The following is a 23057-nucleotide window of genomic DNA, read 5'->3' on the forward strand; positions in this document are numbered from 1 at the left end:
GCCATGACCGATCCCCGCCGATTCGCCTCCGCCACGCTGCGCAACCGGCAGCCGATCCTGGAGGTGTTGCAGCGGGTGCTGCCGGCACGCGGCACGGTGCTGGAGGTGGCCAGCGGCAGCGGCGAGCACGCGGTCTTCTTCGCCACGGCGCTGTCGGCGCTGAGCTGGCAGCCCAGCGATCCCGATGCCGACTGCCGCGCCAGCATCGCCGCCTGGACGCGGGAGCTGGGACTGCGCAATGTCTGCGCCCCGCTGGCCCTGGATGCCGCCGCGCCGGACTGGCCGCTTGATGCCGCCGATGCGCTGGTCTGCATCAACATGATCCATATTTCCCCGTGGGCGGCGACGCTGGGACTGTTCGCCGGAGCCGCCCGGCTGCTGCCGGCCGGGGCGCCGCTGCTGACCTATGGTCCCTACAGGCGCGGCGGGCAGCACACCGCCCCCTCCAACGCCGCCTTCGATGCCGACCTCAAGGCGCGCAATCCCGCCTGGGGCCTGCGCGACCTGGAGGCGGTGGAGGCCCTGGCCGCCAGCCACGGCTTCCCCTTGGCCGAGGTGGTGGAGATGCCGGCCAACAACCTGACCCTGGTCTTCCGCAAGGGCTGATCCGCGCATGATTCCGTTGCCAGCACCGGGGCGGCTTGGCATGGTTGCGCTATGTCTATCTGGATATAGCGTCGGGGTCGATGATGCGCGTTCCGTTCCCCCGGTTGGCCGCCTGGCTGGTTGGCCTGCTGCTGGCCGTTGCCCCGGTGATGCCCGCCCTGGCCGGGACCACCGTCTTCGCCGCCGCCAGCCTGAAGACGGCGCTGGATGCCATCAGCCGCGATTACCAGGCGCGGACGGGCCGCAGTGTCACCCTGTCCTATGCCGCCAGTTCGGCCCTGGCCCGCCAGATCGAGGCCGGGGCACCGGCCGACCTGTTCCTGTCCGCCGATCTCGACTGGATGGATTATCTGGCCGGCAAGGATCTGATCGATCCGGCCAGCCGGCGGACGCTGCTGGCCAACCGTCTGGTGCTGATCGGCCCGGCCGGCCGGGCCGGTACGGTGGTCCTGGAGAAGGGGCTGGATCTGCGTCCGCTGCTGGGGGCCGACGGGCGTCTGGCCGTGGGCGATGTGGCCGCCGTTCCTGCCGGCAAATATGCCAAGGCGGCGCTGCAAGGTCTGGGCGCCTGGGACGGGGTCGCGGACCGGCTGGCCCAGGCCGAGAATGTGCGGGTGGCCCTGGCGCTGGTGGCGCGGGGGGAGGCGCCGCTGGGCATCGTCTATGCCACCGATGCCAAGGCCGAACCGGCAGTGCGGGTGCTGGGCAGCTTCCCGCCCGGCAGCCATCCCGACATCCTCTATCCCGTGGCGCTGACCCGCACGGCCGGGGCGGAGGCGCGGGATTTCCTGCTCTATTTGACGGGACCGCAGGCGCAGGCGATCTTCACGGCCAACGGCTTCACCCCGGTGGAGCGCTGAGCCGGATGTGCCGATGCCCTTTCCCTTCTCGCCAGAGGAGCTGACCGCCATCCGCCTGTCGCTGCGGGTGGCGCTGTGGGCGACGGTGCTCAGCCTGCCCGCCGGTATCGCCGTGGCCTGGCTGCTGGTGCGCTGCCGCTTCCCCGGCCGGCTGCTGCTGGACGGGCTGGTGCATCTGCCGCTGGTGCTGCCGCCGGTCGTGACCGGCTATGGGCTGCTGCTGCTGTTCGGGCGGCAGGGGCCGCTGGGCCGGCTGCTGGCCGAGGCCGGGATCGTGCTGGCCTTCAACTGGACCGGCGCCGTGCTGGCTGCCGCCGTCATGGCCTTTCCGCTGCTGGTCGGGGCGGTGCCCCGCGCGCGGGTGGCGCCCGCCCGCCGGCTGGCGCAGGCGGCGGCCCCCCGGGGTGCGCCGCCGCCGCTGGTGTTCCTGACCGTGACGCTGCCGCTGATGCTGCCCGGCATCCTGGCCGGGGCGGTGCTCTGCTTTGCCAAGGCGCTGGGGGAGTTCGGCGCCACCATCACCTTCGTCTCCAACATTCCCGGCCGGACCCAGACCCTGCCCAGCGCCATCTACAGCCAGACCCAGGTGCCCGGCGGCGATGCCGCCGCCCTGCGCCTGACCCTGGTGGCGGCTGTCATCGCCATCCTGGCCCTGCTGGCCAGCGAGGTGCTGGCGCGGCGCGTGCGCCGGCGGGTGGAGGGGGCCGATGGCTGACGCCCGCCATGCTTGACCTGCGCCTCTCCCACCGCCTCTCCCACCGGCAGGGCGCCTTCACGCTGGAGGCCGATGTGCAGGCCGGGCCGGGCGTCACCGCCCTGTTCGGCCGCTCCGGCGCCGGCAAGACCACGCTGGTCAATCTCATCGCCGGGCTGGAGCGGCCGCAGCGCGGCCGCATCGTGCTGGACGGGGTGGTTCTGGTCGATACGGAGGCGGGGCTGTGGACGCCGCCGCACCGCCGCCGCATCGGCTATGTGTTCCAGGATGCGCGGCTGTTCCCCCATCTCAGCGTGCGCCACAATCTGCTCTATGCCCGCTGGATCACCGGGCGGCGCACGGCGCCGGCGCAGCTGGCCCGCATCGTCGATCTGCTGGGCATCGGCGGCCTGCTGCATCGCCGGCCCGGCGCGCTGTCGGGCGGCGAGCGCCAGCGTGTCGCCATCGGCCGGGCCCTGCTGGCCGCGCCGCGCCTTTTGTTGCTGGACGAGCCGCTGGCCGCCCTCGACGCCGCGCGCCGGGCCGAGATCCTGCCCTATCTGGAGCGGCTGCGCGACGATCTGGCCCTGCCCATGGTCCTGGTCAGCCACAGCCTGGACGAGGTGCTGCGGCTGGCCACCACGCTGGTGCTGCTGGACCAGGGGCGCATCGCCGCCGCCGGCCCGGCGGAGGCTCTGGCCGGCCGGCCGGACCTGTCGCCCCTGCTGGGCCGCTCCGGTGTCGGCGGGCTGCTGTCCGGCCGCGTGGTGGGGCAGGAGGCGGGCTGGGACCTGACCCGGGTGCGCACCGCCGCCGGCGATCTGCTGGTGCCGGGGCGGGTGGGGGTGGTGGGACAGCGCGTCCGCCTGCGCATCCGCGCCCGCGACCTGCTGCTGGCGACGCAGCCGCCCCAGGGGCTGTCGGCCCGCACTGTGCTGCCGGCCCGTATCACCGGCCTGTTCCCGCGCGCGGGCGCCGGTCTGGGTGCCGGGCTGGAGGTGGCGCTCGATGTCGGCGGCCAGCCGCTGCTGGCCAGCATCACCCGGATGGCCGCGGCGGAGCTGGGGCTGGAACCGGGCCGGGCGGTCTGGGCCGTGCTGAAGGCCGTGGCCGTGGAGGAGGACGGGGAGCCGCTCTAGTCGATGCTGAGGAACCGGCTGGCATTGGCGTCCACGGGGTTGGCGATCCAGCCCTTGATCCGCGGGTTGACCAGCCGCGCCCGGCTGTAGGTGAACAGCGGGATCACCGCCTGCTCGGCCAGCACCAGCCTTTCCGCCTCGGCCAGCAGGGCCAGCCGCGCCGCCGGGTCGCGCTCCAGGGCCGAGCGGTGGATGAGGTCGTCGAAGGCCGGGTTGGCATAGCCGGTGAAATTCTCCGGCCCGACGCTGCTCTGCAGGAATTCCAGAAAGGCATGGGGGTCGTCATAGGCGCCGATCTGGCCGTGCCGGGCCAGATCGGGATAGGTCTTGGCCCGCCGCGTCTCCAGGAACACCTTCCATTCCAGATTGGTCAGGCTGGCCTTGATCCCCAGATTCTGCTGGATCATGCCGGCCAGGGCCACGGCGATGCGCCGGTGGCTTTCCCCGGTGTTGTAGAGCAGCTCCACCGTCAGCCCGGCCCCGCCGGGATAGCCGGCCTCGGCCAGCAGCCTTCTGGCCTCCTCCACCCGCCGGGCCTGGGGCCAGCCGGCCCAGTCGGGCAGGGGCGGCGTATAGCCGGTGACCGTTCCGGGAACGAAACTGTAGCTGGGGATCTCGCCGCCCTGGGTGATCTTCTCCGTCAGCACGGCGCGGTCGATGACCATCGACAGGGCCTGGCGCAGCTTGACGTTTGACGTCCACGGCTCCCGCGTCAGGTTCGGGGCGTAGAAATAGCTGCCCAGCTGCGCCGCCACGCGCAGATGCTCGGGCAGCGCCTGGCGTGCCCAGGGGATCTGCTGCGGCGGCAGCACGAAGGTGGTGTCCAGCTCCCCGGCCCGGTAGCGCTTCAGCTCGGTGTCCTGGTTCTCGGTGGGATGGAAATAGACGGTGTCGATGCGGGTCGTGCCGGCATCGCGGTGATAGGGATTCTTCACCAGCTTGACGTGCCCCTGTGGCACCTGCTCCGCCAGCCTGTATCCGCCCGACGAGACCAGGGCGCCGGCCCGGAAGAAATCCTTGCCCAGCCGCCGCACCGGCTCGGCCGGCAGCACCACCAGCATGGGATAGCTCAAGAGCGAGACCAGATAGGGCGTCGGCTGCTCCAGGCTGACCTCCACCGTGACCGCATCGACGGCGCGCACGCCCAGGGCGGCCGGGTCCTTGATGCGGCCGTCGCTGATGGCGCGGGCGTTCTTCACCGGCCAGAGGAAATGGCCGTTGTGGCTGCCCGATGCCGGGTCCACCAGCCGGCGGAAGCTGAACACCACATCGTCTGCCGTGATGGGGCTGCCATCCGACCAGCGGCCGCCGGGGCGCAGATGGAAGCTGACGCGCAGCCCGTCGTCGCTGGTCTCCCAGCGCTCGGCCAGGCCCGGGCCGGGCTTGCCGTCCGGCCCGCGGGCCAGCAGCCCCTCGAACAGATCGTAGAAGATCTGGGCCTCGGGCATGCCCGTGGCCTGATGCGGATCCAGCGTTTCCGGCTCCGCCCCGTTGCCGCGGTGGAGCACGGTTTCGGCGGCCGCCGATCCCATACCCAGAAGCAGGATGAGAAGGGCGGCCGCCAGATGCCTCACGGGGTGATCTCCAGATAGCGGGACAGGTTGAAGTCCAGCGGGTTCGGGATCCAGCCCTTGACCTTGGGCGAGACCAGCCGCCGCCGCACATTGTGGTACAGCGGCACGATGGGATGGTCGGCCTGGGTCAGGGCCTCGGCCTGCCCCAGCAGGGCCAGACGCTGGGCCGGATCGATGGTGCGCGTGGCCTCCTCCACCAGCCGGTCATAGGTGGGGTTCTTGTAGGCGGGATAGTTCTGCTGGGTCACATCCCCGCGCATCAGCTGCAGGAAGGTATAGGGATCGGGATAGTCGCCGATCCAGGCGAACATCAGAAGATCCTTATAAGCCTTGTCGTTGCCGATGCCGGCGACCACGCGGAATTCCTGGTTGTTCAGCTGCACCTCCACGCCCAGCTTCTGCTTCCACATGGCGGCTACGGCCACCAGGGCGCGGCGGTTGTTCTCGCCGGTGGCGTACAGCAGCTCGATGGGCGGCAGCGGCTTGCCGCCGGGGCCGAATCCGGCCTCCTTCAACAGGGCCTTGGCCATCTCGTCCCTGGCCTTCTGATCGGTCTTGGCCCAGTCCGGCAGCGGCGCGTCATAGCCGCCCACCGTGCCCGGCGGGGTGAAGGTCCAGGCGGCACGGCCGGTGCCGGTCAGCACCTTCTCGGCCAGGACCTCGCGGTCCACGGTCAGCGACAGGGCGGCGCGCAGCTTGGGGTTGTCGCGCCAGAACGGCTTGGTCAGGTTGAAGGACAGGTAATAGGTGGAATAGGTGGAGCCGGAGATGAAGGCTTCGGGCAGCGACTTCTCGGCGAAGGCGTTCTGCGTCACCGGCAGGGTTTCGGTCACGTCCAGCTCACCGGCGCGGAAGCGCTTGAACTCGGACTCCTGGTCCTCGATCGGGAACGACATCACCGTGTCGATCTTGACCTTGTCCTTGTCATAGTAATGGGGGTTCTTGACGATCTTGATGTGCGACTGGGGCACATTCTCCACCAGCATATAGGCGCCGTTGGACACCAGCTTGCCCGGCTGGGTGAAGGACTCCCCGTCCTTCTGCACGCTGGCCGCCTGCACCGGCGCCATGGCCAGATGCTGCAGCGAGGCCAGGAAATGGCCGGTGGGCTCGCGCAGCGTGACCTTCAGCGTCCTGGCATCCACGGCCTGCACGCCCAGCGTGGCCGGGTCGGCCTTGCCCTCGGTGATGGCCTGACCGTTGACGATGGGCCAGACATAATAGGCATAGGGGCTGGCATTGTGCGGATCGGCCAGCCGGCGCCAGGCGAAGACGAAGTCGTTGGCCGTCACCGGCGTCCCGTCGGACCATTCAGCCTGCCGCAGGGTGAAGCTGTAGACCAGCCCGTCGGGGGAGATGCTGTAGCTCTCGGCCATGCCGTTGCGGCGCTGTCCCTGGGCATCCAGGGTGAACAGCCCCTCGAACAGGTCGTAAAGGACACGGGCGGCCGGCTGCACTTCCGACTTGGTGGGGTCCAGCGTATCCGGGGCCGGGCCGATGCCGCGGCGATAGACCGTTTCGGCCCCCGCCGGCTGCGCCGCCGACAGGGCGAGCGCGGCGGCGATGACAAGGGCGGGCAGACGCATGGGAACGGAACTCCTCAACGGGCGATGTCCAGGAAGCGGGACGGGTAATGGTCGCGGGGGTTGGGGACCCAGCCCTTGACCTTGGGATTGACCAGCCGGAACCGGGTCAGGTGGATGACCGTGGCCACGGCATGGGATTCCGTGAAGATCGACTCGGCCCGGGCCAGCGTGGCCAGACGCCGGGCCGGGTCGGTGGCGGCATTGGCCTCGTCCAGCAGCCGGTCGTAGTCGGCGCTGGCGAAGGAGGCGTAATTCTGCAGCGGCACATCGCTGCGCACGATCTTCAGGAAGGTGTTGGGGTCGGTGTAGTCCCCGATCCAGCCATAGAACACCAGATCCTTGAAGCTGTGGTTCTGGGCGATGTCGGCGACGACGCGGGATTCCTGGTTGGCCAGATTGACCTCCAGCCCCAGCTTCTGCTTCCACATGGCCGCCACGGCGATCAGGATGCGGCGGTTGTTCTCGTTGGTGGCATAGAGGATCTCCACCGGCGGCAGCGGCTTGCCGCCGGGCCCATAGCCGGCCTCGGCCAGCAGGGCCTTGGCGCGGGCATCACGCTCCGCCTGGGTCGGCTTCGACCAGCTCGGCAGCGGTGCGGTGTAGCCGGGCACGCTGTCCGGCGGCACGAAGGTGAAGGCCGGCCGCACCAGCGGGTCCATGACCTTGTGGGCGATGGTCTCCCGGTCCAGGGCCAGCGACAGCGCCTCGCGCAGCTTCGGGTTCGATGACCAGGGCTCGTGCTGCAGGTTGAAAGCCAGATACAGCGTGGCGAACATGGGCGTCGGCTTCAGCGCGTCCGGCAGCTCCCGGCGCACGGACGCCAGCTGCGACAGGGGCAGGGAGAAGGTCACGTCCAGTTCCCCGGCCCGGTACTGCTTGAACTCGGTCTCGGAATTCTCGGTGATGTGCAGGAACACGGTGTCGATCTTCACCTGCCCGGCATCATAGTAGTGCGGGTTGCGCACCAGCTTGTAATGGGTCTGCGGCACCGCCTCGGCCAGCACATAGGCGCCGCTGGACACCAGATTGCCGGGCCGGGTGAACTCGGCCCCGAACTTCTCCACATTGGCCTTCTGCACCACCGACATGGCCTGATGGCTGACCTGGCCCAGGAAATAGCCGGCGGGCTGGCTCAGCCGGATGCGCACGGTGCGCGGGTCCACCGCCTCGACGCCCAGCTCGCTCGGGGGCTTCCTGCCGGTGGTCACCTCCAGCCCGTTGACCATGGGCCAGACGAAATAGGCATAGGGGCTGGCATTGGCCGGATTGGCCAGCCGGCGATAGGAGAAGATCACATCCTCCGCCGTCACCGGGCTGCCGTCGGAGAAGCGGGCATTGGCCCGCAGATGGAAGATGTAGGTCAGCCCGTCCGCCGACACCTCGTGCCGTTCCGCCAGCGCGTCCCGCGGCTCGCCGCGGTCGTCCAGGCTCATCAGCCCCTCGAACAGGTCATAGATGACCATGGCCTCCTGGATCACGTCGGCCTTGTGCGGGTCGATGGTGCCGGGGGCCGGGCCGATGCCGCGGTGGAAGGTCTTCTCCGCCAGGGCGGCGGCGGGCAGCAGGGACGTGGTCCCGGCGGTGAGGATCAGGGCCAGGGCGAGGCGGCGCAGCAGCGGACGCATGGGGCGGGGAACCTCCGGGACGGGGACGGGATCGGCGGGGAGGGATGTTACGGGGCCAGGTCCAGCCAGCGCGTGGGGTTCTGGTCCAGGGCGTTGGGCACCCAGCCCTGGACCTTGGGGCTGACCAGCCGGCGCCGGTTGTTGTGATAGATCGGGATGACCGGGAACTCGGCCTGGGACAGGGCTTCGGCCTGCTGCATCAGCCGCAGCCGTTCCGCCGGGTCGGTGCTGCGGTTGGCCTGGTCCAGCAGCGCGTCATAGGCGGGGTTCTTATAGCCCGACAGGTTCTGCTGGGCCACGTCGCTGCGCAGCAGCTTCAGGAAGTTGATGGCGTCGGGATAGTCGCCGATCCAGCCATAGAGCAGCAGGTCGCGGTAGGATTTCTGGTTGCCCAGCTGCGCCACCACGCGGAATTCCTGGTTGTTGAGATTGGCGCTGACGCCCAGGGCCTGCTTCCACATGGCGGCCACGGCCACCATGACGCGGCGGCTGTTCTCGTTGGTGGAATGCACCACCTCCATCGGCGGCAGGGGCTTGCCGCCGGGGCCGTAGCCGGCCTCGGCCAGCATCTTTCTGGCCAGGGCCACGCGCTCCGCCGCCGGCAGGGCGGCCCAGTCGGGCTTCGGCGGCTCATAGCCGCCGACCTTGCCCGGCGGGGTGAAGCTGTAGGCCGGCAGCATGTCGCCTTCCAGCACCTTGCCGGCGATGATCTCGCGGTCGATGGCCAGGGACAGGGCGGCGCGCAGCGCCGGGCTGGATTTCCACGGCTCGTTCTGGAAATTCAGGCCGAGATACTGGGTGGAGAAGGTGGGGGTCGGCGTATAGGCCTTGGCCTCGTTCTCCTTGGCCCAGCGCACCTGCGTCACCGGCAGCTGGTAGGTGACGTCCAGCTCCCCGGCGCGGTAGCGCTTCAGTTCGGTCTCGATGTTCTCGGTCACGAAATGCATGACCGTGTCGATCTTCACCTGGGCCGCGTCGTAGTAGCGGGGATTCTTCACCAGCTTGTAATGGGACTGCGGCACCGCCTCGGCCAGCGTATAGGCACCGTTGGACACCAGCTTGCCGGGGGTGGTGAACTGGCCGCCCAGGGCCTTGACGTTGGCAGGCTGCACCGGGGCCATGGACTGGTGCACCAGCGAGGCCAGGAAATAGCCGGTGGGCTCGCGCAGGGTCACCTTCAGCGTCTTGGCGTCCACCGCCTCCACCCCCAGGGACGAGGGCGGGGCCTTGCCGGCGGTCACCTCCGGCCCGTTGACCAGGGGCCAGACATAATAGGCATAGGGGCTGGCATTGGCCGGGTCGCCCAGGCGCTGCCAGGAGAACACGAAGTCGGCCGCCGTGACGGCCGTGCCGTCGGACCATTTGGCGTCGGGGCGCAGATGGAAGGTGTAGACGGTGCCGTCGGCGCTGATCTCCCAGCGTTCGGCCATGGCCGGGCGCGGGGCGCCGTCGCGGCCGGGGGCCAGCAGCCCCTCGAACAGGTCATAGATGACGATCGATTCCGGATGCAGCTCGGCCTTGCCCGGGTCCACCGTGCCGGGGGAGGAGCCGATGCCGCGGCGCAGCACCTTCTCGGCCAGGGCGGGGCCGCTGCCCAGGGCCAGCGTGGCGGTCAGGGTGACGGCCAGGGCGGCCAGCGCGGTGGGAGATGGGGCAAGCCGGCGCAGCAGACTCATGGGCCGTCGGTCCTCCGAAAGTGCGGGTCGGGCTGCAACGGTAGGCCGTCCGTCCCGTCCCCGCAAGGGAGCCGGCCAGCCGGTAGTGTCTCAGTGTGAGATCCGAGCGGCCTGGAGGATCACTTCGCTGTTTCCGTGGTCGGCTTCTTGCGGGGGCCGTGCTTGGACGGCGGCTCCGCCCAGGTGTCGGTCCCGGCAAAGAGATTTTCTATGCTCCACAGCTGATCGGTGATCCGGTCCGTTATGGCGGGAGAGGTCTGCACAAATCCTCTCTATCTCGCTGAATCCCTAGCTGCTAGAACATCCGGCAGAGGCCATGGGGCATTAAGATGGCGGCAATGATTTCGAACGTCAGCCAGCGCGGCAGCCGGAGACCTGTCGTCAAGGACGGCGACGTGAGAGATGCGCTGCACAAGAAGGTACTTGCTGAGCACCACGGGGAGCCGGACACACTCGTCCTCGACGAACTCGGCCTGGAACATGGCTCATGCCGAGTTGATATTGCAGTCATCAACGGCATGATTCACGGGTACGAAATTAAGAGCGACGCCGACACGCTGGAACGGCTGCCATTTCAGGCGCAGGTATACTCACGCACATTAGACAAGGTGACGCTCGTATGCGGCGCTGGACATATCGACAAAGCCACGGCGATCGTTCCGGAATGGTGGGGCATAAAGCTGGCGGTTGGCGGATCACGGGGGGCGGTTCACTTTGAGGACGTCCGACGACCCAAGCTGAACCGCACTCTCGATGCCGAGGCACTCGCAATGCTTCTCTGGCGCAACGAGGCTCTCGCCCTTCTGGAAGCCGTCGAAGCGGGAAAAGGGATGAAGAGCAAGAGCCGCGCCGCGCTTTACAAGAGACTCACGGAGACGATGCCGCTGCAACAGCTCCGTGACCAGGTCCGGGCGTGCCTGAAGAGCCGGACGCAGTGGCGCCCGTCTGCGTCGTCACAAACGTCAGGTGGTGATTGACCGTGATACGAACCCAGGTTTCGTGACTTCCAGGCGTCGTGGCTTGTGTTGCGATGTCATAGATTTCCTGATCGCCAGCACTGAAGCCTGGACCGCAGTAGTCCGGATGAGACTTCAAGTTTATAGCATGGGTAAGATACTGCGAGAAGCCCCCGCCGCCGCGCGTCTTCACTCCCTGGCCGCGTAAAACGAGCCAGTAACCTTCACGAGTGTAGCGGACACTTGCGCTGGCGTTCACAACTGCAGGATCAATGTCGCCGAGCACCGGATGCCTAGTGGCGTAATCCCCGTATGTCGGTAGTCGAGGCACAGACGCAGCGCGGACCGCGTTGTAGACCAGCCAGTCGGTGCGGGCGATAGTGTGAATGCCTACGGAGTAGGCGCCCAGCGCTTGAGGAAAAGCGCCACCCGCCAGCGTCACCGTCCGCAGGCTTACGGCATGCGGTAGGGTACGCAGGCCGCTGACGATCAGACGTGCTAGCAGTCCTGGATTGGCGATGCTATCGACCGGACCTAGGTCGATGATAACGTCAAGCTCGGCCACCCCGACTCCGATAGCGGCCATCAGTCTGGCCATATCAGCGGCGAGGTCCGAGCGATCAAGATCTGCCAAGTCAAGCCGAAGGCAGGCTCCACGTTGATCCAGAGACACTGCCTGCCTCACAGCGGCCTGATAGGCGGGATCACGGTCGAAACTGGTTACCGGGACCGCAAGGAGGCCGCTCGCGCGCGCATCAGCGAAAACGGCAGTGACAATGTGGGTGGCGCTGCCGACGCGGGCGCCGGGATCAATGAGTCCGGCGTCGATGAAGACAGGGGTGCTCGTTCCCCAACTCCGAACAAGTTGCGGAACATATTGCGACGCACGCGCATTGAATGCGGCATCAAGGCCGGACGGGTCGGGGTCGAAATCGTCATCATACAAAAGGTCGAAAAGCGGCGTTAGGCGTTGCTTTGCGGTGCCGGAAAGGCCGGCGACGGCGTTAAGTTCGCCCCGCTTGCATTTCAGCAAAGGGACGTAATGGTTTTCGTCGAACATCGCAGCTCCAGTCAAAGTGGGTACGAGTTGCCTTGACGCTCGACGATTCATGTGCGTTCATACTTTGGTATGCTGAGGTCGAAGCCATGGCAACACATCGTCACGGCTTCAAAGATCGGCCGAGCGCCAACTCGGCCGATCTTTTAATTGCCGTAACCCAACTATATTAGGTAACTCAAAAGAGAATTCAAGGCTTCGATGCATTGTCTGGCGCGTTAAAATGAAAATCTATGGTCGTTTTGCAAGCCATTACAGAGGGGGAGAACACCTTGGGAAAATTAATATCCTTTGCATTCAACGACATACTTGCTTCAGGTTATGCTTGCCGGTAGGCCCATAGGATCTGCGGCATGGATGCGGCCACTTGTCGGCTGCATGGGCCTGCATAACAAATTCAAATTATGATACTATCGGCCAGCCGGCACAGCCCACGGCTGCAGGATTGGCCCTGGAACCCGGCCGCGGTTCGGGCCATTGAGACAGCGGCGCCGTCCGCCGGCTCCCCCCGCCTGCCGCGCATCCGCCGCCGCCCCTTTCCCTTGCCGTTCCCACTGCACACCCCACTGCACACCCCACTGCACATCCCACTGCACAGGACCCTTCCACGATGCTCGACTGGCTGTCCGATCCCCAGGCCTGGGCCAGCCTGGCCACGCTGACGATCCTGGAGATCGTGCTGGGCATCGACAACATCATCTTCATCTCGATCATGGCGGGCCGGCTGCCGCCGGCGCAGCAGGCCCGTGGCCGCACGGTCGGGCTGGGGCTGGCGCTGCTGACCCGGCTGGGCCTTCTGGCCTCCATCGCCTGGGTCGTCACCCTCACCGACCCGCTGTTCAGCCTGCTGGGTCAGGATGTCTCTGTGCGCGACCTCATCCTGCTGACCGGCGGCCTGTTCCTGATCTACAAGGGCACGGGCGAGATCCATCACAACATGGAAGGCGAGGATGAGCAGGTGGGCGGGCGGATCACGGCCGGTTTCGCCGCCACCGTGCTGCAGATCATGGTGCTGGACATCGTCTTCTCCCTGGACAGCGTCATCACCGCCGTCGGCATGTCCGGCCATCTGCCGGTCATGATGCTGGCCGTGGTGCTGGCCGTGGGCGTGATGCTGTTCGCCGCCGGTCCCACCAGCCGCTTCGTGCAGGACCATCCCACGGTGAAGATGCTGGCGCTCAGCTTCCTGCTGCTGGTCGGGGTCGCGCTGGTGGCGGACGGTCTGCATTTCCATATCCCCAAGGGCTATCTGTACTTCGCCATCGCCTTCTCCATGGGGGTGGAGGCGCTGAATCTGCGCATGGCCAGGCGCCGCCGTGGCCGCAAGCAGGCGGGCGCCTCCATGCCGGGGGCGTGACCCGGTGCTTCTGGCCGCCGGCACCGCGGCGGTGCTAGTCTGCCCCGGCTATGACGCGCCTGATGCTCCGTCTCGATTTTTCCACCGGTGCCCAGCTGGGTCCGGGCAAGATCCGCCTGCTGGAGGAGGTCGACCGCACCGGTTCGATCTCCGCCGCCGGCCGGGCGCTCGGCATGTCCTATCGCCGCGCCTGGACGCTGGTGGACGCCATCAACCACAGCTTCCGCGATCCGGCCGTGCTGGCCCAGCCCGGCGGCGCCCGCGGCGGCGGTGCGGCGCTGACCCCCTGGGGGCGGGAACTGGTGCGCCTCTATCGCGGGCTGGAGCGGGATGCCGCGGCGGCGGGGGCTGACAGCCTGGCCCGGCTGGAACAGGCCCTGTCCGATCCGGCCTCCGGCGCCCCGGCCCCGTCCGTCCCGGATGCGCTGCCGGTTTCCGCTCGGTAACACCCCTGGACAGGGGCGCCCCCAGACCGCACATAGAACGGGTATTTTCCTGTCCGCCGTTCCACCCGGCCGGTCATCGGCCGGTCGTTGCCCTGTCCATTGATGGAGACCTGACGCATGCACTTCGCCCGACGCTTGGCGCCGGCACTGGCGGCTGTTGCCGTGGCGGCCACCCTGACCGCCGCACCGGCCATGGCCGCGATGATCCTGAACCGCGGCAACCAGGCCGAGCCCACCTCGCTCGACCCGCACAAGGGCACCGACACCCAGTCGTCGCGCATCGCCTACGATCTGTTCGAAGGGCTGATGACCTTCGGACCCGACGGCAAGATCATCCCCGGTGTGGCCGAGCGCTGGGAGATCAGCGCCGATGGTCTGGTCTATACCTTCTTCCTGCGCGCCGATTCCGTCTGGTCCGACGGCACGCCGGTGACGGCGGAGGATTTCGTCTTCGCCTGGCGCCGTCTGGTCGATCCCAAGACCACCAGCGACTACGCCTATTTCCTGTGGCCGGTGAAGAACGCCGAGGCCATCAGCAACGGCAAGGCCCCGCTGGAGGCGCTGGGGGCGGAGGCGGCCGGGCCGAAGACGCTGAAGGTGACGCTGGAACGGCCCACCGGCTATTTCCTGACCTCGCTGATCCACCGGACCACCTATCCCGTGTCCAAGGCCAATGCCGAGAAGTTCGGGGCCGATTTCATCAAGCCGGGCAACCTCGTCTCCAACGGCGCCTATGTGCTGACCGAGGCGGTGCCGCAGAGCCATGTCACGGTGGTGAAGAACCCGAAGTTCCGTGAGGCGGCCAGCGTCCGCATCGACACCGTCAACTTCTTCCACACCGACAGTCCGGAAACCGAGCTGCGCCGCTTCCGCGCCGGGGAACTGGACCTGGTGCAGATGGCGCCGGTGACCCAGGTGGACTGGCTGCGCCAGAACATGCCGGAGGCCATGCGGTTCTATCCGGTGCTGGGCAACCGCTATCTCGCCTTCAACATGACGAAGGAGCCGTTCAAGTCCAACCCCAAGCTGCGCCAGGCGCTGGCGCTGGCGGTGGACCGGCAGATCCTGGTGGACAAGGTGACGAAGTCCGGCGAACTGCCGGAGATGACCTTCGTGCCCAGCGGCATCCCCGGCTATGCCAGTCCGGACCTGGATATGCTGAAGATGACCCAGGCGGAGCGTGACGCCCTGGCCAGGACGCTGGTGGCGGAGGCCGGCTACGGCCCCGGCGGCAAGCCGCTGGCCATCGACATCCTGCATTCCACCAGCGAGAGCGTGCGCAAGACCATGGTGGCCGTGGCCAGCATGTGGCAGAGCAAGCTGGGCGCCAAGGTCACCCTGAACAACCAGGAATGGAAGGTGGTGCTGCAGAAGGCCGGCGAGAAGGATTATGCCGGCGTGGTCGAGCTGGGCTGGATCGGCGACTATCCCGACCCCTACACCTTCCTGAAGCTGTTCCATGGCGGCGTCGGCAAGATGAACCGCTCCGGCTATGCCAACCCGGCCTATGACGCGCTGCTGGACAAGGCCAACCTGACCGTGGACCCGGCAGCCCGCATGGCCCTGCTGGCCGAGGCGGAGACGCTGCTGCTGACCGATGCGCCGATGCTGGTGCAGTACCACACCACCTACCGCAACCTGGTCTCGCCCAAGGTCAAGGGCTGGGTCGAAAGCCCCATGGGCGTGCAGCCCTCGCGCTACCTGACCGTGGAGCGGTGATTATCGGACAGGGGGGACCCGCGGGTCCCCCTTGTCGCCTCACATCAGAAGACAGCCGGGTTCACCCGGCGGACGGGGAGTTCGATGGGTATGACGCGTATGGCGATCCATCTGCGCCGCTTGGCGCTGGTGGCGATGATCTGTCTGGCCGCTCCGCTGCCGGCCTTTGCCGAGAAGGTGCTGCACCGGGGCAACGGGGCCGAGCCGGAAACGCTGGACCCGCACAAATCCAGCGGCGTGCCGGAAAGCTGGATCCAGTACGATCTGTTCGAGGGGCTGCTGACCCCGGACGGCAAGGGCGGCTTCCTGCCCGGCGCGGCCGAGCGCTGGGAGGTCAGTGCCGACGGCACCGTCTATACCTTCCATCTCCGCCGCAACGCCAAATGGTCGGACGGCACGCCGGTCACGGCGGCCGACTGGGTGTTCTCCTGGCGCCGTGCCGTGGCCCCGGCCACGGCCAGCGACTATGCCTTCTATCTCTGGCGGGTGAAGAACGCCGAGGATGTGACCTTCGGCAAGAAGAAGCCGGAGGAGATGGGCGTGCGCGCCGTGGACGACCACACCTTCGAGGTGACGCTGGTCGGCCCGACCCCCTACTTCCCCAAGATCCTGCACCACCACGCCTCTTATGCGTTGAGCAAGGCCAATGTGGAGAAATATGGCGACGACTTCATCCGGCCTGGCAATCTGGTCAGCAACGGCGCCTACAGGCTGGCCGAATCCGTGCCGCAGAGCCATGTCAAGCTGGTGAAGAACCCGTATTTCCACGATGCGGCCGAGGTCCGGATCGACACGGTCTATTTCTACAACACCGAGAACCTCGATACCGAACTGCGGCGCTTCCGCGCCGGTGAACTGCACCTGACCTACGAGGTGCCGGTCACCCAGACCAAGCTGGTCAAGGAGACCATGGCGGCGGACTACCGCTCGGCGCCCTATTTCGGCAGCCATTTCTATGCGCCGAACCTGACCAAGGAGCCGTGGAAGTCCAACCGCGACCTGCGTCTGGCCCTCAGCCTGGCCCTGGACCGCGACGTGCTGGCCGAGAAGATCATGGGCCAGGGCGAGAAGGGCATCTTCTCCTTCGTGCCGCCCGGCATCGCCGATTACCAGCCGCCGGTGATGGAATGGGCGGGCTGGACCCAGGCCCAGCGCGAAGCCAGGGCCAAGGAGCTGCTGCAGAAGGCCGGCTATGGTCCCGGCGGCAAGCCGCTGGAACTGGAGGTGCTCTACAACACCAGCGAGAACCACCGCAAGGTGGCCATCGCCGCCGCCAGCATGTGGCAGAGCAAGCTGGGGGTGAAGGTCACGCTGAACAACCAGGAATGGAAGGTCTTCCTCAACACCCGTGACGAGAAGGCCTTCAAGGACATCGTCCGCCATGGTTGGATCGGCGACTATCTCGATCCCTACAGCTTCCTGGAACTGCTGCGCAGCGATGTGGGCCAGCAGAACCCCACGGGCTATGCCAATCCCGACTATGACCGGCTGGTGCGGGAGGCCAACAACAGTCTGGACCCGGCCCGGCGCACCGCCCTGCTGCAGCAGGCGGAAAAGCTGGCGCTGGAGGATGTGGCGCTGATCCCGCTGATGACCTATGCCAGCCAGCACATGGTCAGCCCCAAGGTCGTGGGCTGGACCGACAATCTGCTGGACCTGCATCCCAGCCGCTTCCTGGACCTGAAGGACTGACATCCCGCCGGGCGGGGGCATTCCCCCCGCCTGGACAGGCCCGGCCCCGAGGACTACCGTCGCCGTCAAACCGGAACAGCAGGGGTGGCGACGGATGCGGATTGGACCTTGGGTGGCGGCGGTGCTGGCCGCCGCGGGGCTGGTGCTGGCAAGCCCGGCCTGGGCCGACATGGTGTTCCACCGCGGCAACGGGGCCGAGCCGGAAACGCTGGACCCGCAGAAATCCACGGGCGAGGGCGAGGCCTGGATCCAGTACGACCTGTTCGAAGGGCTGATGACGGTGGACGCGCGGGGCAAGCTGATCCCCGGCGTGGCCGAACGCTGGGAGGTCGCCGCCGACCGGGTGACCTACACCTTCCATCTGCGGCCCGACGCCCTCTGGTCCGACGGTACGCCGGTCACGGCCGAGGATTTCGTCTTCGCCTGGCGCCGTCTGGTCAGCCCGCGCACCAGCAGCCGCTACGCCTTCTTCCTGTGGACGGTGAAGAACGCGGAGAAGATCAGCAAGGGCCAGATGCCGGAGGAGTCCCTGGGGGCCGAGGCGGTGGATGCCCGCACCCTGCGGGTCACGCTGGAGGCACCGACCAGCTGGTTCGTGGCCGGGTTGCAGCACCATTCGACCTACCCGCTGTCCAAGGCCAATCTGCAGAAATACGGCGACGATTTCATCAAGCCGGGCAATCTGGTCGGCAACGGCGCCTTCATCCTGGCCGAGTCGGTGCCGCAGAGCCATGTCAAGCTGGTGAAGAATCCCCGCTTCCATGACGCCGCCAGCGTGGCGCTGGATACGGTCTATTATTACCCGACGGAGAACCGGGAGACGGAGCTGAAGCGCTACCGGGCCGGGGAGCTGGACGTGACCTACGAGGTGCCGGACGCCCAGATCCCCTGGGTCAGGCAGAACCTGCCCGGCGAGTTCCGGGCCGCCCCCTATTTCTCCACCTACTATTATTCCATCAACCTGCTGAACGAGCCCTGGAAGTCCAATGCGGATCTGCGGGCCGCCCTGTCGTTGGCCATCGACCGCCAGATCATCGTCGACAAGGTGACCAGGGCCGGGGAGGCGCCGGCCTTCTCCATCGTGCCGCCGGGGACGGAGGATTATGCGGCACCGCAGCCCGACTGGGCCGGCTGGACCCAGGCCCAGCGCGACGCCAAGGCCCAGGAGCTGATGCGCAAGGCCGGTTACGGCAAGGGCGGCAAGCCGCTGGACCTGGAGATCATGTTCAACACCAGCGAGAACCACCGGGCCGTGGCCATCGCCATCGCCTCCATGTGGCAGCAGAAGCTGGGGGTGAAGGTCACGCTGAACAACCAGGAGTTCAAGGTCTTCCTGAACACCCGGTCCGAACACAAGTTCAAGGACATCGCCCGCAACGGCTGGGTCGGCGATTACAACGACGCCTACACCTTCCTGTCGATCTTCCAGTCCGACGTGCCCGGCCAGAACCATTCCAGCTATCACAATCCCGATTATGACCGGCTGATGCACGAGGCGGCGGTGGAGATCGACCCGGCCAGGCGCCGGGACCTCATGCAGCGGGCCGAGGCGCTGATGCTGGCGGACCACCAGATCATCCCGCTCTATACCTATGTCACCACCCATCTGGTGCGGCCGGGGGTCAAGGGCTGGGAGGACAATCTGCGCGACGTCCATCCCTCGCGCTTCGTCAGCGTCAGCCGCTGACGGCCAGTCATGAACGGCCGGGTCCCCCAGAAGACCCGGCCGGACCGTCAGCGCAGCGCTGGCCGGCCGCACGCGCCCCCATTCGGGCTTTGCAGTCCGGGCGCAATCGACAGGGCGATCAGCAGGACAGCCCGCGGACGATCCGTGGCCACACCCGGGCGAAGTGGGCCGCGCGGGCTTCGGCGGAATCAACAGCCTGCGGTGTCAGCATGGCGTGCATCATCGGGCCGAGGATCAGGCTGTTGATGATGTGGCCAACGATCTCGGCAGCATCCCCCGCCTGAAACATCCCCTCCTGCTGAAGACGGCGGACCAGCGCCGTCAGGTGATCGGTGATCGGGCTGGCCGCGTCTTGAACGGCGCGCCCGAACACGCGGGCTTCGCTGAAGGCGATACGCTTCATGGCGATGAGGCCGGGGTCGAGGTTGACCTCCAGCAGCCAGCGCGCCGCCGCTTCCAGCTGCTCCAGCGGCGTTCCATGCGCAGCGGCGACGAAGGCGGCGAAGCGGGCATTCGTCCGCTCCCGCTCGCGCAGGGCCACGGCCTCGAACAGATCCAGCTTCGAACTGAAGCGGCGATAGAGGGTGTCGCGGCCGATTCCGCAATCGGCGATCACCTGTTCCAGCGATGTGCCGGCGAACCCATGCTGCGCAAACAGGTCGGCGGCGGCATCGAGAATCTTGTCCCGTGACCGGTCCCGCATGGGCGTGGCCGGAAGCAGGTGGCGGCGAAGGCGTATCATCCTGATTTTCTAACGCGGAACCCGCATGCATGGGAACAGGAACCTCACCGTAATGAGAAGCGTTATCATTTAGCTGGATGGTTCCGTCCCGTTTTTGTATGGTGCCGCGCAGCGAACAGAAACGGGCACGGACATGCAGGCGAACGGAAGATTGGGCGTGGTGTCGGCATTGGCTTTGGTCGGCTGGATGCCGTCGGCCTGGGCGCAGGCCCAGCCCCCGGAAAGTCTCGACGCCATCGTGGTGACGGGTGAGCGCTATTTCGATGAGGTGCCGACCAGCGCCACCAAGACGCGGACGCCCGCGGTGGAGACACCGCAATCCATCGTTACGGTCACCCGCGAACAGATGGACGATCAGAATGTCCAGACGGTGGGCAGCGCCCTGCGCTATTCCGCCGGTGTGCTGTCCGATGTCGATGCGACGTCACGCTTCGACACCGTCTTCATCCGGGGCTTCGGCGGCTTCAGCACCAGTGCCGCCTTTGTCGGGTTCCTGGATGGGCTGCGGCTGCCGCGCGGCCAGGCCTTCGGCCAGTTCTCCATCGACCCGTACCTGCTGGACCGCGTCGAAATCGTCAAAGGTCCGGCGGCGGTCCTCTATGGCCAGGTCAATCCTGGCGGCCTGGTCAACCAGACCAGCCGTGCGGCGACCGTGGGCCGTGCCGGAGAGGTGCGCGCCGAAATCGGCAGCGACAACCGCTATCAGGCCAGCATGAACAGCCGGGGCGCTGTCGACAGCGACGGGACCTGGCGGTATTCGCTGGCCGCCCTGGCGCGCGCGTCGGGCACACGCTTCGACGATGTGGACGAGAAGCGGCTGGCCATCGCGCCGGCCGTGACCTGGGCGCCGGACCGGCAGACGACGCTGACGCTGCGCGGCTTCTATATCGACGATCCGGAGGGCGGCTATTTCAACTCCGCCCTGGCGCGCAGCCTTGCCCCGGCGGCCTATCGCGATGCGCTGAATTCAAAGCTGAATTTCGGTGATCCGGCCGTGGACGATTACGACCGCACCCAATACGGGGTGGGATACGAATTCGACCGTCGATTTGGGGCCGTCAGCGTCCATTCGGCCCTGCGCTATGCCCGCAATTCCACGGATTTCACCGGCGTCCAGGCCGTGGCGCCCCTGACGGCGGATGGTCTGCTGCCGCGTGCCGCCGTCCAGTCCGATGAAACGGCCAAGGGCATTTCCACCGACAACCGCCTGTCGGCGGACGTGAACACCGGCGCCCTGGTCCACCGGATCGTCGCCGGGCTGGATTATCAGCACCACACGGCGGACTGGGCCTATGGCATGGCCGCCGCCCCGGCCCTGAATGTGCTCAATCCCGTCTACGGACAGAGCGTCGGTCCCTTCGCGCCCCTGATCGACAACCGGCAGACGCAGCAGCAGACCGGCCTCTACGCGCAGGACCAGATCGACATGGGGGCCTGGCGCTTGACCCTCAGCACCCGTCATGACTGGGCCGAGGTGAAGACCCGCACCAAAGCGACGGGCGCCGTCAGCAAACAGAAGGATGAGAAGACCAGCTACCGCGCCGGCCTGCTCTATCTCTTCGACTCCGGCATTGCCCCCTATGTCAGCTATGCCACCTCGTTCGAGCCGACGGTGGGTGTGGATGAGAATGGCACTGCCTTCCGTCCGACCACGGCCCGCCAGGTCGAAGGCGGGGTGAAGTACCAGCCCCATGGCGTGCCGGTGCTTGTCACCGCCTCGGTTTTCGATCTCCGTCAGGACGACACGCTGACGCCCTCGGAAACGCTCGGCTTCTCCGTGCAGGAGGGACGGATCGGGTCGCGCGGGCTGGAGGTCGAGGTGCGCGGCGATGTGACGGACAGCCTGGAGATGATCGCCTCGGTGACGGCGCTGGATACGGAGGTGAAGCGCTCCACCAATGCCGCCATCATCGGCAAACGGCCGCAGGCCATACCCGAGTGGTTCGCGTCCGCCTGGGCCAGCTATCGCGTCCCTGCCGGGCCGCTGGCGGGGCTCAATCTGGGCGGTGGCGTGCGCTACGTGGCGGCAAGCTATGGCGACGACCTCAATACGGTCCGCACGCCGTCCTACACCATCGCGGATCTGGCCATCCGCTATGAGCTGGAGAAGCTGATCCCGTCGCTGGGCGAAACGCAGCTGACGCTGAACGTCTCGAACCTGTTCGACAAAGAGTATTACACGAGCTGCAGCTACAACATCTATTGCCAGTTCGGGAACCGCCGGCAGGTGCTGGGCGGCGTGCGCCACGCATGGTAAGCGCGCGCCCGTTGTCGCGGGGGGCGGCCACATCCGGCCGTTCCTCCCAGCGGGTGTGGTGGCTGGTCCATAAATGGACCAGCCTCATCTGCACCCTGTTCATGCTGCTGCTCTGCGTGACGGGGCTGCCGCTGATTTTCCATGAAGAGATCGAGGCGGCGTTCCATCTGCCGCCCCTGCGGACAGTGGCTCCCGGCACGCCGGCACCGCCGATCGATAGCATCGTCGCCGCGGCCCTGGCGAAACGGCCGGATGAAATCGTCCAGTTCGTCTTCTTCGATCAAGCGCTGCCCATCGTCAGTGTGGCGACCGCCCCCGCCGTGGAAACCCCGTTCGATCAGGCCCACATCCAGCCGTTCGACCGCCGGACCGGAGAGGCCATCACCCTGCCTGCGCCGGACGGCGGCTTTCTCCATTGGATGGAGGAGGCGCATATCCGCCTGTTCCTGGGACTGCCGGGCACGCTTTTTCTGGGGGCCATGGGCGTGGTGTTCCTGGCCGCCCTGGTATCGGGCATCGTGCTGTACGCGCCCTTCATGCGGAAACTGCCGTTCGGTGCCGTGCGCAAGCATCGCAGCCCGCGGGTGACGTGGCTTGACCTGCACAACATGCTGGGGATCGTGACGGCGACCTGGTTGCTCGCCGTAGGGGCCACGGGCGTGTTCAATACGCTGGATGTTCCCATCGCCGGCTATTGGCAGGCCACCGGACTGGCGGAGATGACGGCGGCCTACAAGGGCGATGCGGCGGCACCGGCGGACCGTGCCTCCCTGGATGCCGCCATCGCGGCGGCGGCGGCGGTATCGCCGGGGATGCAGCCCTACAGCATCGCCTATCCCGGCAATCCGTTCAGCTCGCCGCACCACTATGCCATCTTCATGGCGGGCAAGGATGCGCTGACCCGGTACATCCTGCGCCCCACCCTGGTCGATGCCCGTACCGGCGTCCTGACGGTGGCAAAGGACATGCCGCCGCTGGTCCAGGCGCTGTTCATTTCCCGGCCGCTCCATTTCGGCAATTATGGCGGTCTGCCGCTCAAGCTGATCTGGGCGTTGCTCGACCTTGCCGCCATCATGGTTCTGGTGTCCGGGCTCTATCTGTGGTGGACACGGCGGCGCGGACCTTCCGGGCCCCACGGGACGACAGGATCGACGCCATGAAACGGCAACGCGATCGCAGCACCTGGATGGTCTTCCGCTGGCCCGCGCTGCTGGCGGTGGTCAGCATCTCCGGCCTGACCTGCGCGCTGCTGGGCGACGGCATGGCCGATATCCTCTCCTGGCTGCTGCTCGGGAGCCTGCCCCTGGTCATGGCCATCGCCTGGCTCCGGAACCCGGTTCAGCAATAAGCCCGCGGCCGCCCGGGGGGCACCACCCCCGAGGGC

At 67.2% G+C, this 23057-nt stretch carries 19 protein-coding genes; 13 read left to right on the forward strand and 6 right to left on the reverse strand.

Annotated features, from left to right (window positions below; all coding sequences use genetic code 11):
• Positions 1–3: 3 nt before the first annotated feature.
• The 4 genes from DK368_RS03900 (at position 4) to modC (ending at position 3299) form a co-directional block, all read left to right on the forward strand.
• Entirely contained in the window at positions 4–606 is a 603-nt protein-coding gene (locus DK368_RS03900) for a DUF938 domain-containing protein (protein WP_205028031.1), read from the forward strand.
• Between the two features lie 80 nt (positions 607–686).
• Positions 687–1466: a molybdate ABC transporter substrate-binding protein gene (gene modA / locus DK368_RS03905; RefSeq protein ID WP_240002322.1), complete on the forward strand. Its 780-nt coding sequence runs from the start codon at positions 687–689 to the stop codon at positions 1464–1466.
• A 13-nt stretch (positions 1467–1479) separates the two neighbouring features.
• Positions 1480–2181: a molybdate ABC transporter permease subunit gene (modB, locus tag DK368_RS03910; protein ID WP_114392257.1), complete on the forward strand. Its 702-nt coding sequence runs from the start codon at positions 1480–1482 to the stop codon at positions 2179–2181.
• 8 nt (positions 2182–2189) lie between these two features.
• Positions 2190–3299: a molybdenum ABC transporter ATP-binding protein gene (gene modC, locus DK368_RS03915; RefSeq protein ID WP_114392258.1), complete on the forward strand. Its 1110-nt coding sequence runs from the start codon at positions 2190–2192 to the stop codon at positions 3297–3299.
• Here modC and DK368_RS03920 read toward each other — a convergent pair.
• The 4 genes from DK368_RS03920 to DK368_RS03935 are packed head-to-tail and all read right to left on the reverse strand — an operon-like array spanning position 3296 to position 9760.
• The gene (locus DK368_RS03920) at positions 3296–4873 is read right to left on the reverse strand and encodes a peptide ABC transporter substrate-binding protein (RefSeq protein ID WP_240002323.1); all 1578 of its coding nucleotides are present in this window, start codon (positions 4871–4873) and stop codon (positions 3296–3298) included. The genes modC and DK368_RS03920 overlap by 4 nt on opposite strands.
• The gene (locus DK368_RS03925) at positions 4870–6459 is read right to left on the reverse strand and encodes a peptide ABC transporter substrate-binding protein (RefSeq protein WP_114392259.1); all 1590 of its coding nucleotides are present in this window, start codon (positions 6457–6459) and stop codon (positions 4870–4872) included. The genes DK368_RS03920 and DK368_RS03925 overlap by 4 nt, the downstream gene beginning before the upstream one ends.
• Positions 6460–6473: 14 nt before the next feature.
• Positions 6474–8084: a peptide ABC transporter substrate-binding protein gene (locus tag DK368_RS03930; RefSeq protein ID WP_114392260.1), complete on the reverse strand. Its 1611-nt coding sequence runs from the start codon at positions 8082–8084 to the stop codon at positions 6474–6476.
• 47 nt (positions 8085–8131) lie between these two features.
• Positions 8132–9760 (reverse strand): peptide ABC transporter substrate-binding protein, encoded by a 1629-nt coding sequence (locus DK368_RS03935; RefSeq protein WP_114392261.1) that lies wholly within the window; start codon positions 9758–9760, stop codon positions 8132–8134.
• A gap of 338 nt (positions 9761–10098) precedes the next feature.
• On the opposite strand from DK368_RS03935, the gene DK368_RS03940 reads away from it, so the two are divergent.
• A complete protein-coding gene (locus DK368_RS03940; RefSeq protein ID WP_114392262.1) occupies positions 10099–10737 on the forward strand; it encodes a sce7726 family protein in 639 nt (212 codons plus the stop codon).
• Here DK368_RS03940 and DK368_RS03945 read toward each other — a convergent pair.
• Positions 10628–11776 (reverse strand): beta family protein, encoded by a 1149-nt coding sequence (locus tag DK368_RS03945; RefSeq protein ID WP_162305855.1) that lies wholly within the window; start codon positions 11774–11776, stop codon positions 10628–10630. The genes DK368_RS03940 and DK368_RS03945 overlap by 110 nt on opposite strands.
• Before the next feature lie 607 nt (positions 11777–12383).
• On the opposite strand from DK368_RS03945, the gene DK368_RS03950 reads away from it, so the two are divergent.
• The 5 genes from DK368_RS03950 to DK368_RS03970 all read left to right on the forward strand — a co-directional run bounded on the left by DK368_RS03950 (position 12384) and on the right by DK368_RS03970 (position 18674).
• Complete coding sequence (locus DK368_RS03950) at positions 12384–13130, forward strand: TerC family protein (protein ID WP_114392264.1); 747 nt, start codon at positions 12384–12386, stop codon at positions 13128–13130.
• Between the two features lie 62 nt (positions 13131–13192).
• Positions 13193–13576, forward strand: coding sequence for a winged helix-turn-helix domain-containing protein (locus DK368_RS03955; RefSeq protein ID WP_240002324.1), 384 nt, complete (start codon positions 13193–13195; stop codon positions 13574–13576).
• 117 nt (positions 13577–13693) lie between these two features.
• Complete coding sequence (locus tag DK368_RS03960; RefSeq protein ID WP_114392266.1) at positions 13694–15295, forward strand: peptide ABC transporter substrate-binding protein; 1602 nt, start codon at positions 13694–13696, stop codon at positions 15293–15295.
• A 90-nt stretch (positions 15296–15385) separates the two neighbouring features.
• Positions 15386–16987 carry a peptide ABC transporter substrate-binding protein gene (locus DK368_RS03965; RefSeq protein ID WP_240002325.1) on the forward strand — a complete coding sequence of 534 codons (1602 nt, stop codon included), beginning with the start codon at positions 15386–15388 and terminating at the stop codon, positions 16985–16987.
• A gap of 94 nt (positions 16988–17081) precedes the next feature.
• The gene (locus DK368_RS03970; RefSeq protein ID WP_114392267.1) at positions 17082–18674 is read left to right on the forward strand and encodes a peptide ABC transporter substrate-binding protein; all 1593 of its coding nucleotides are present in this window, start codon (positions 17082–17084) and stop codon (positions 18672–18674) included.
• Positions 18675–18792: 118 nt separating this feature from the next.
• Here the strand turns inward: DK368_RS03970 and DK368_RS03975 are convergent, their stop codons facing one another.
• Entirely contained in the window at positions 18793–19416 is a 624-nt protein-coding gene (locus tag DK368_RS03975; RefSeq protein WP_114392268.1) for a TetR/AcrR family transcriptional regulator, read from the reverse strand.
• Between the two features lie 160 nt (positions 19417–19576).
• Here DK368_RS03975 and DK368_RS03980 point away from each other — a divergent pair, with 160 nt between their 5' ends.
• From DK368_RS03980 to DK368_RS03990, 3 genes are read left to right on the forward strand one after another with little or no spacing between them, the layout of a single operon-like run.
• Positions 19577–21673, forward strand: a complete 2097-nt coding sequence (locus DK368_RS03980; protein ID WP_205028033.1) for a TonB-dependent siderophore receptor — start codon at positions 19577–19579, stop codon at positions 21671–21673.
• Entirely contained in the window at positions 21667–22833 is a 1167-nt protein-coding gene (locus DK368_RS03985) for a PepSY-associated TM helix domain-containing protein (protein WP_114392270.1), read from the forward strand. Before DK368_RS03980 ends, DK368_RS03985 begins: the two co-directional genes overlap by 7 nt.
• Positions 22830–23021: a hypothetical protein gene (locus tag DK368_RS03990; RefSeq protein WP_114392271.1), complete on the forward strand. Its 192-nt coding sequence runs from the start codon at positions 22830–22832 to the stop codon at positions 23019–23021. The genes DK368_RS03985 and DK368_RS03990 overlap by 4 nt, the downstream gene beginning before the upstream one ends.
• The last annotated feature ends 36 nt before the right edge of the window (positions 23022–23057 follow it).

The organism is Oleisolibacter albus, assembly GCF_003336875.1.
GTDB lineage: Bacteria > Pseudomonadota > Alphaproteobacteria > Azospirillales > Azospirillaceae > Niveispirillum > Niveispirillum album.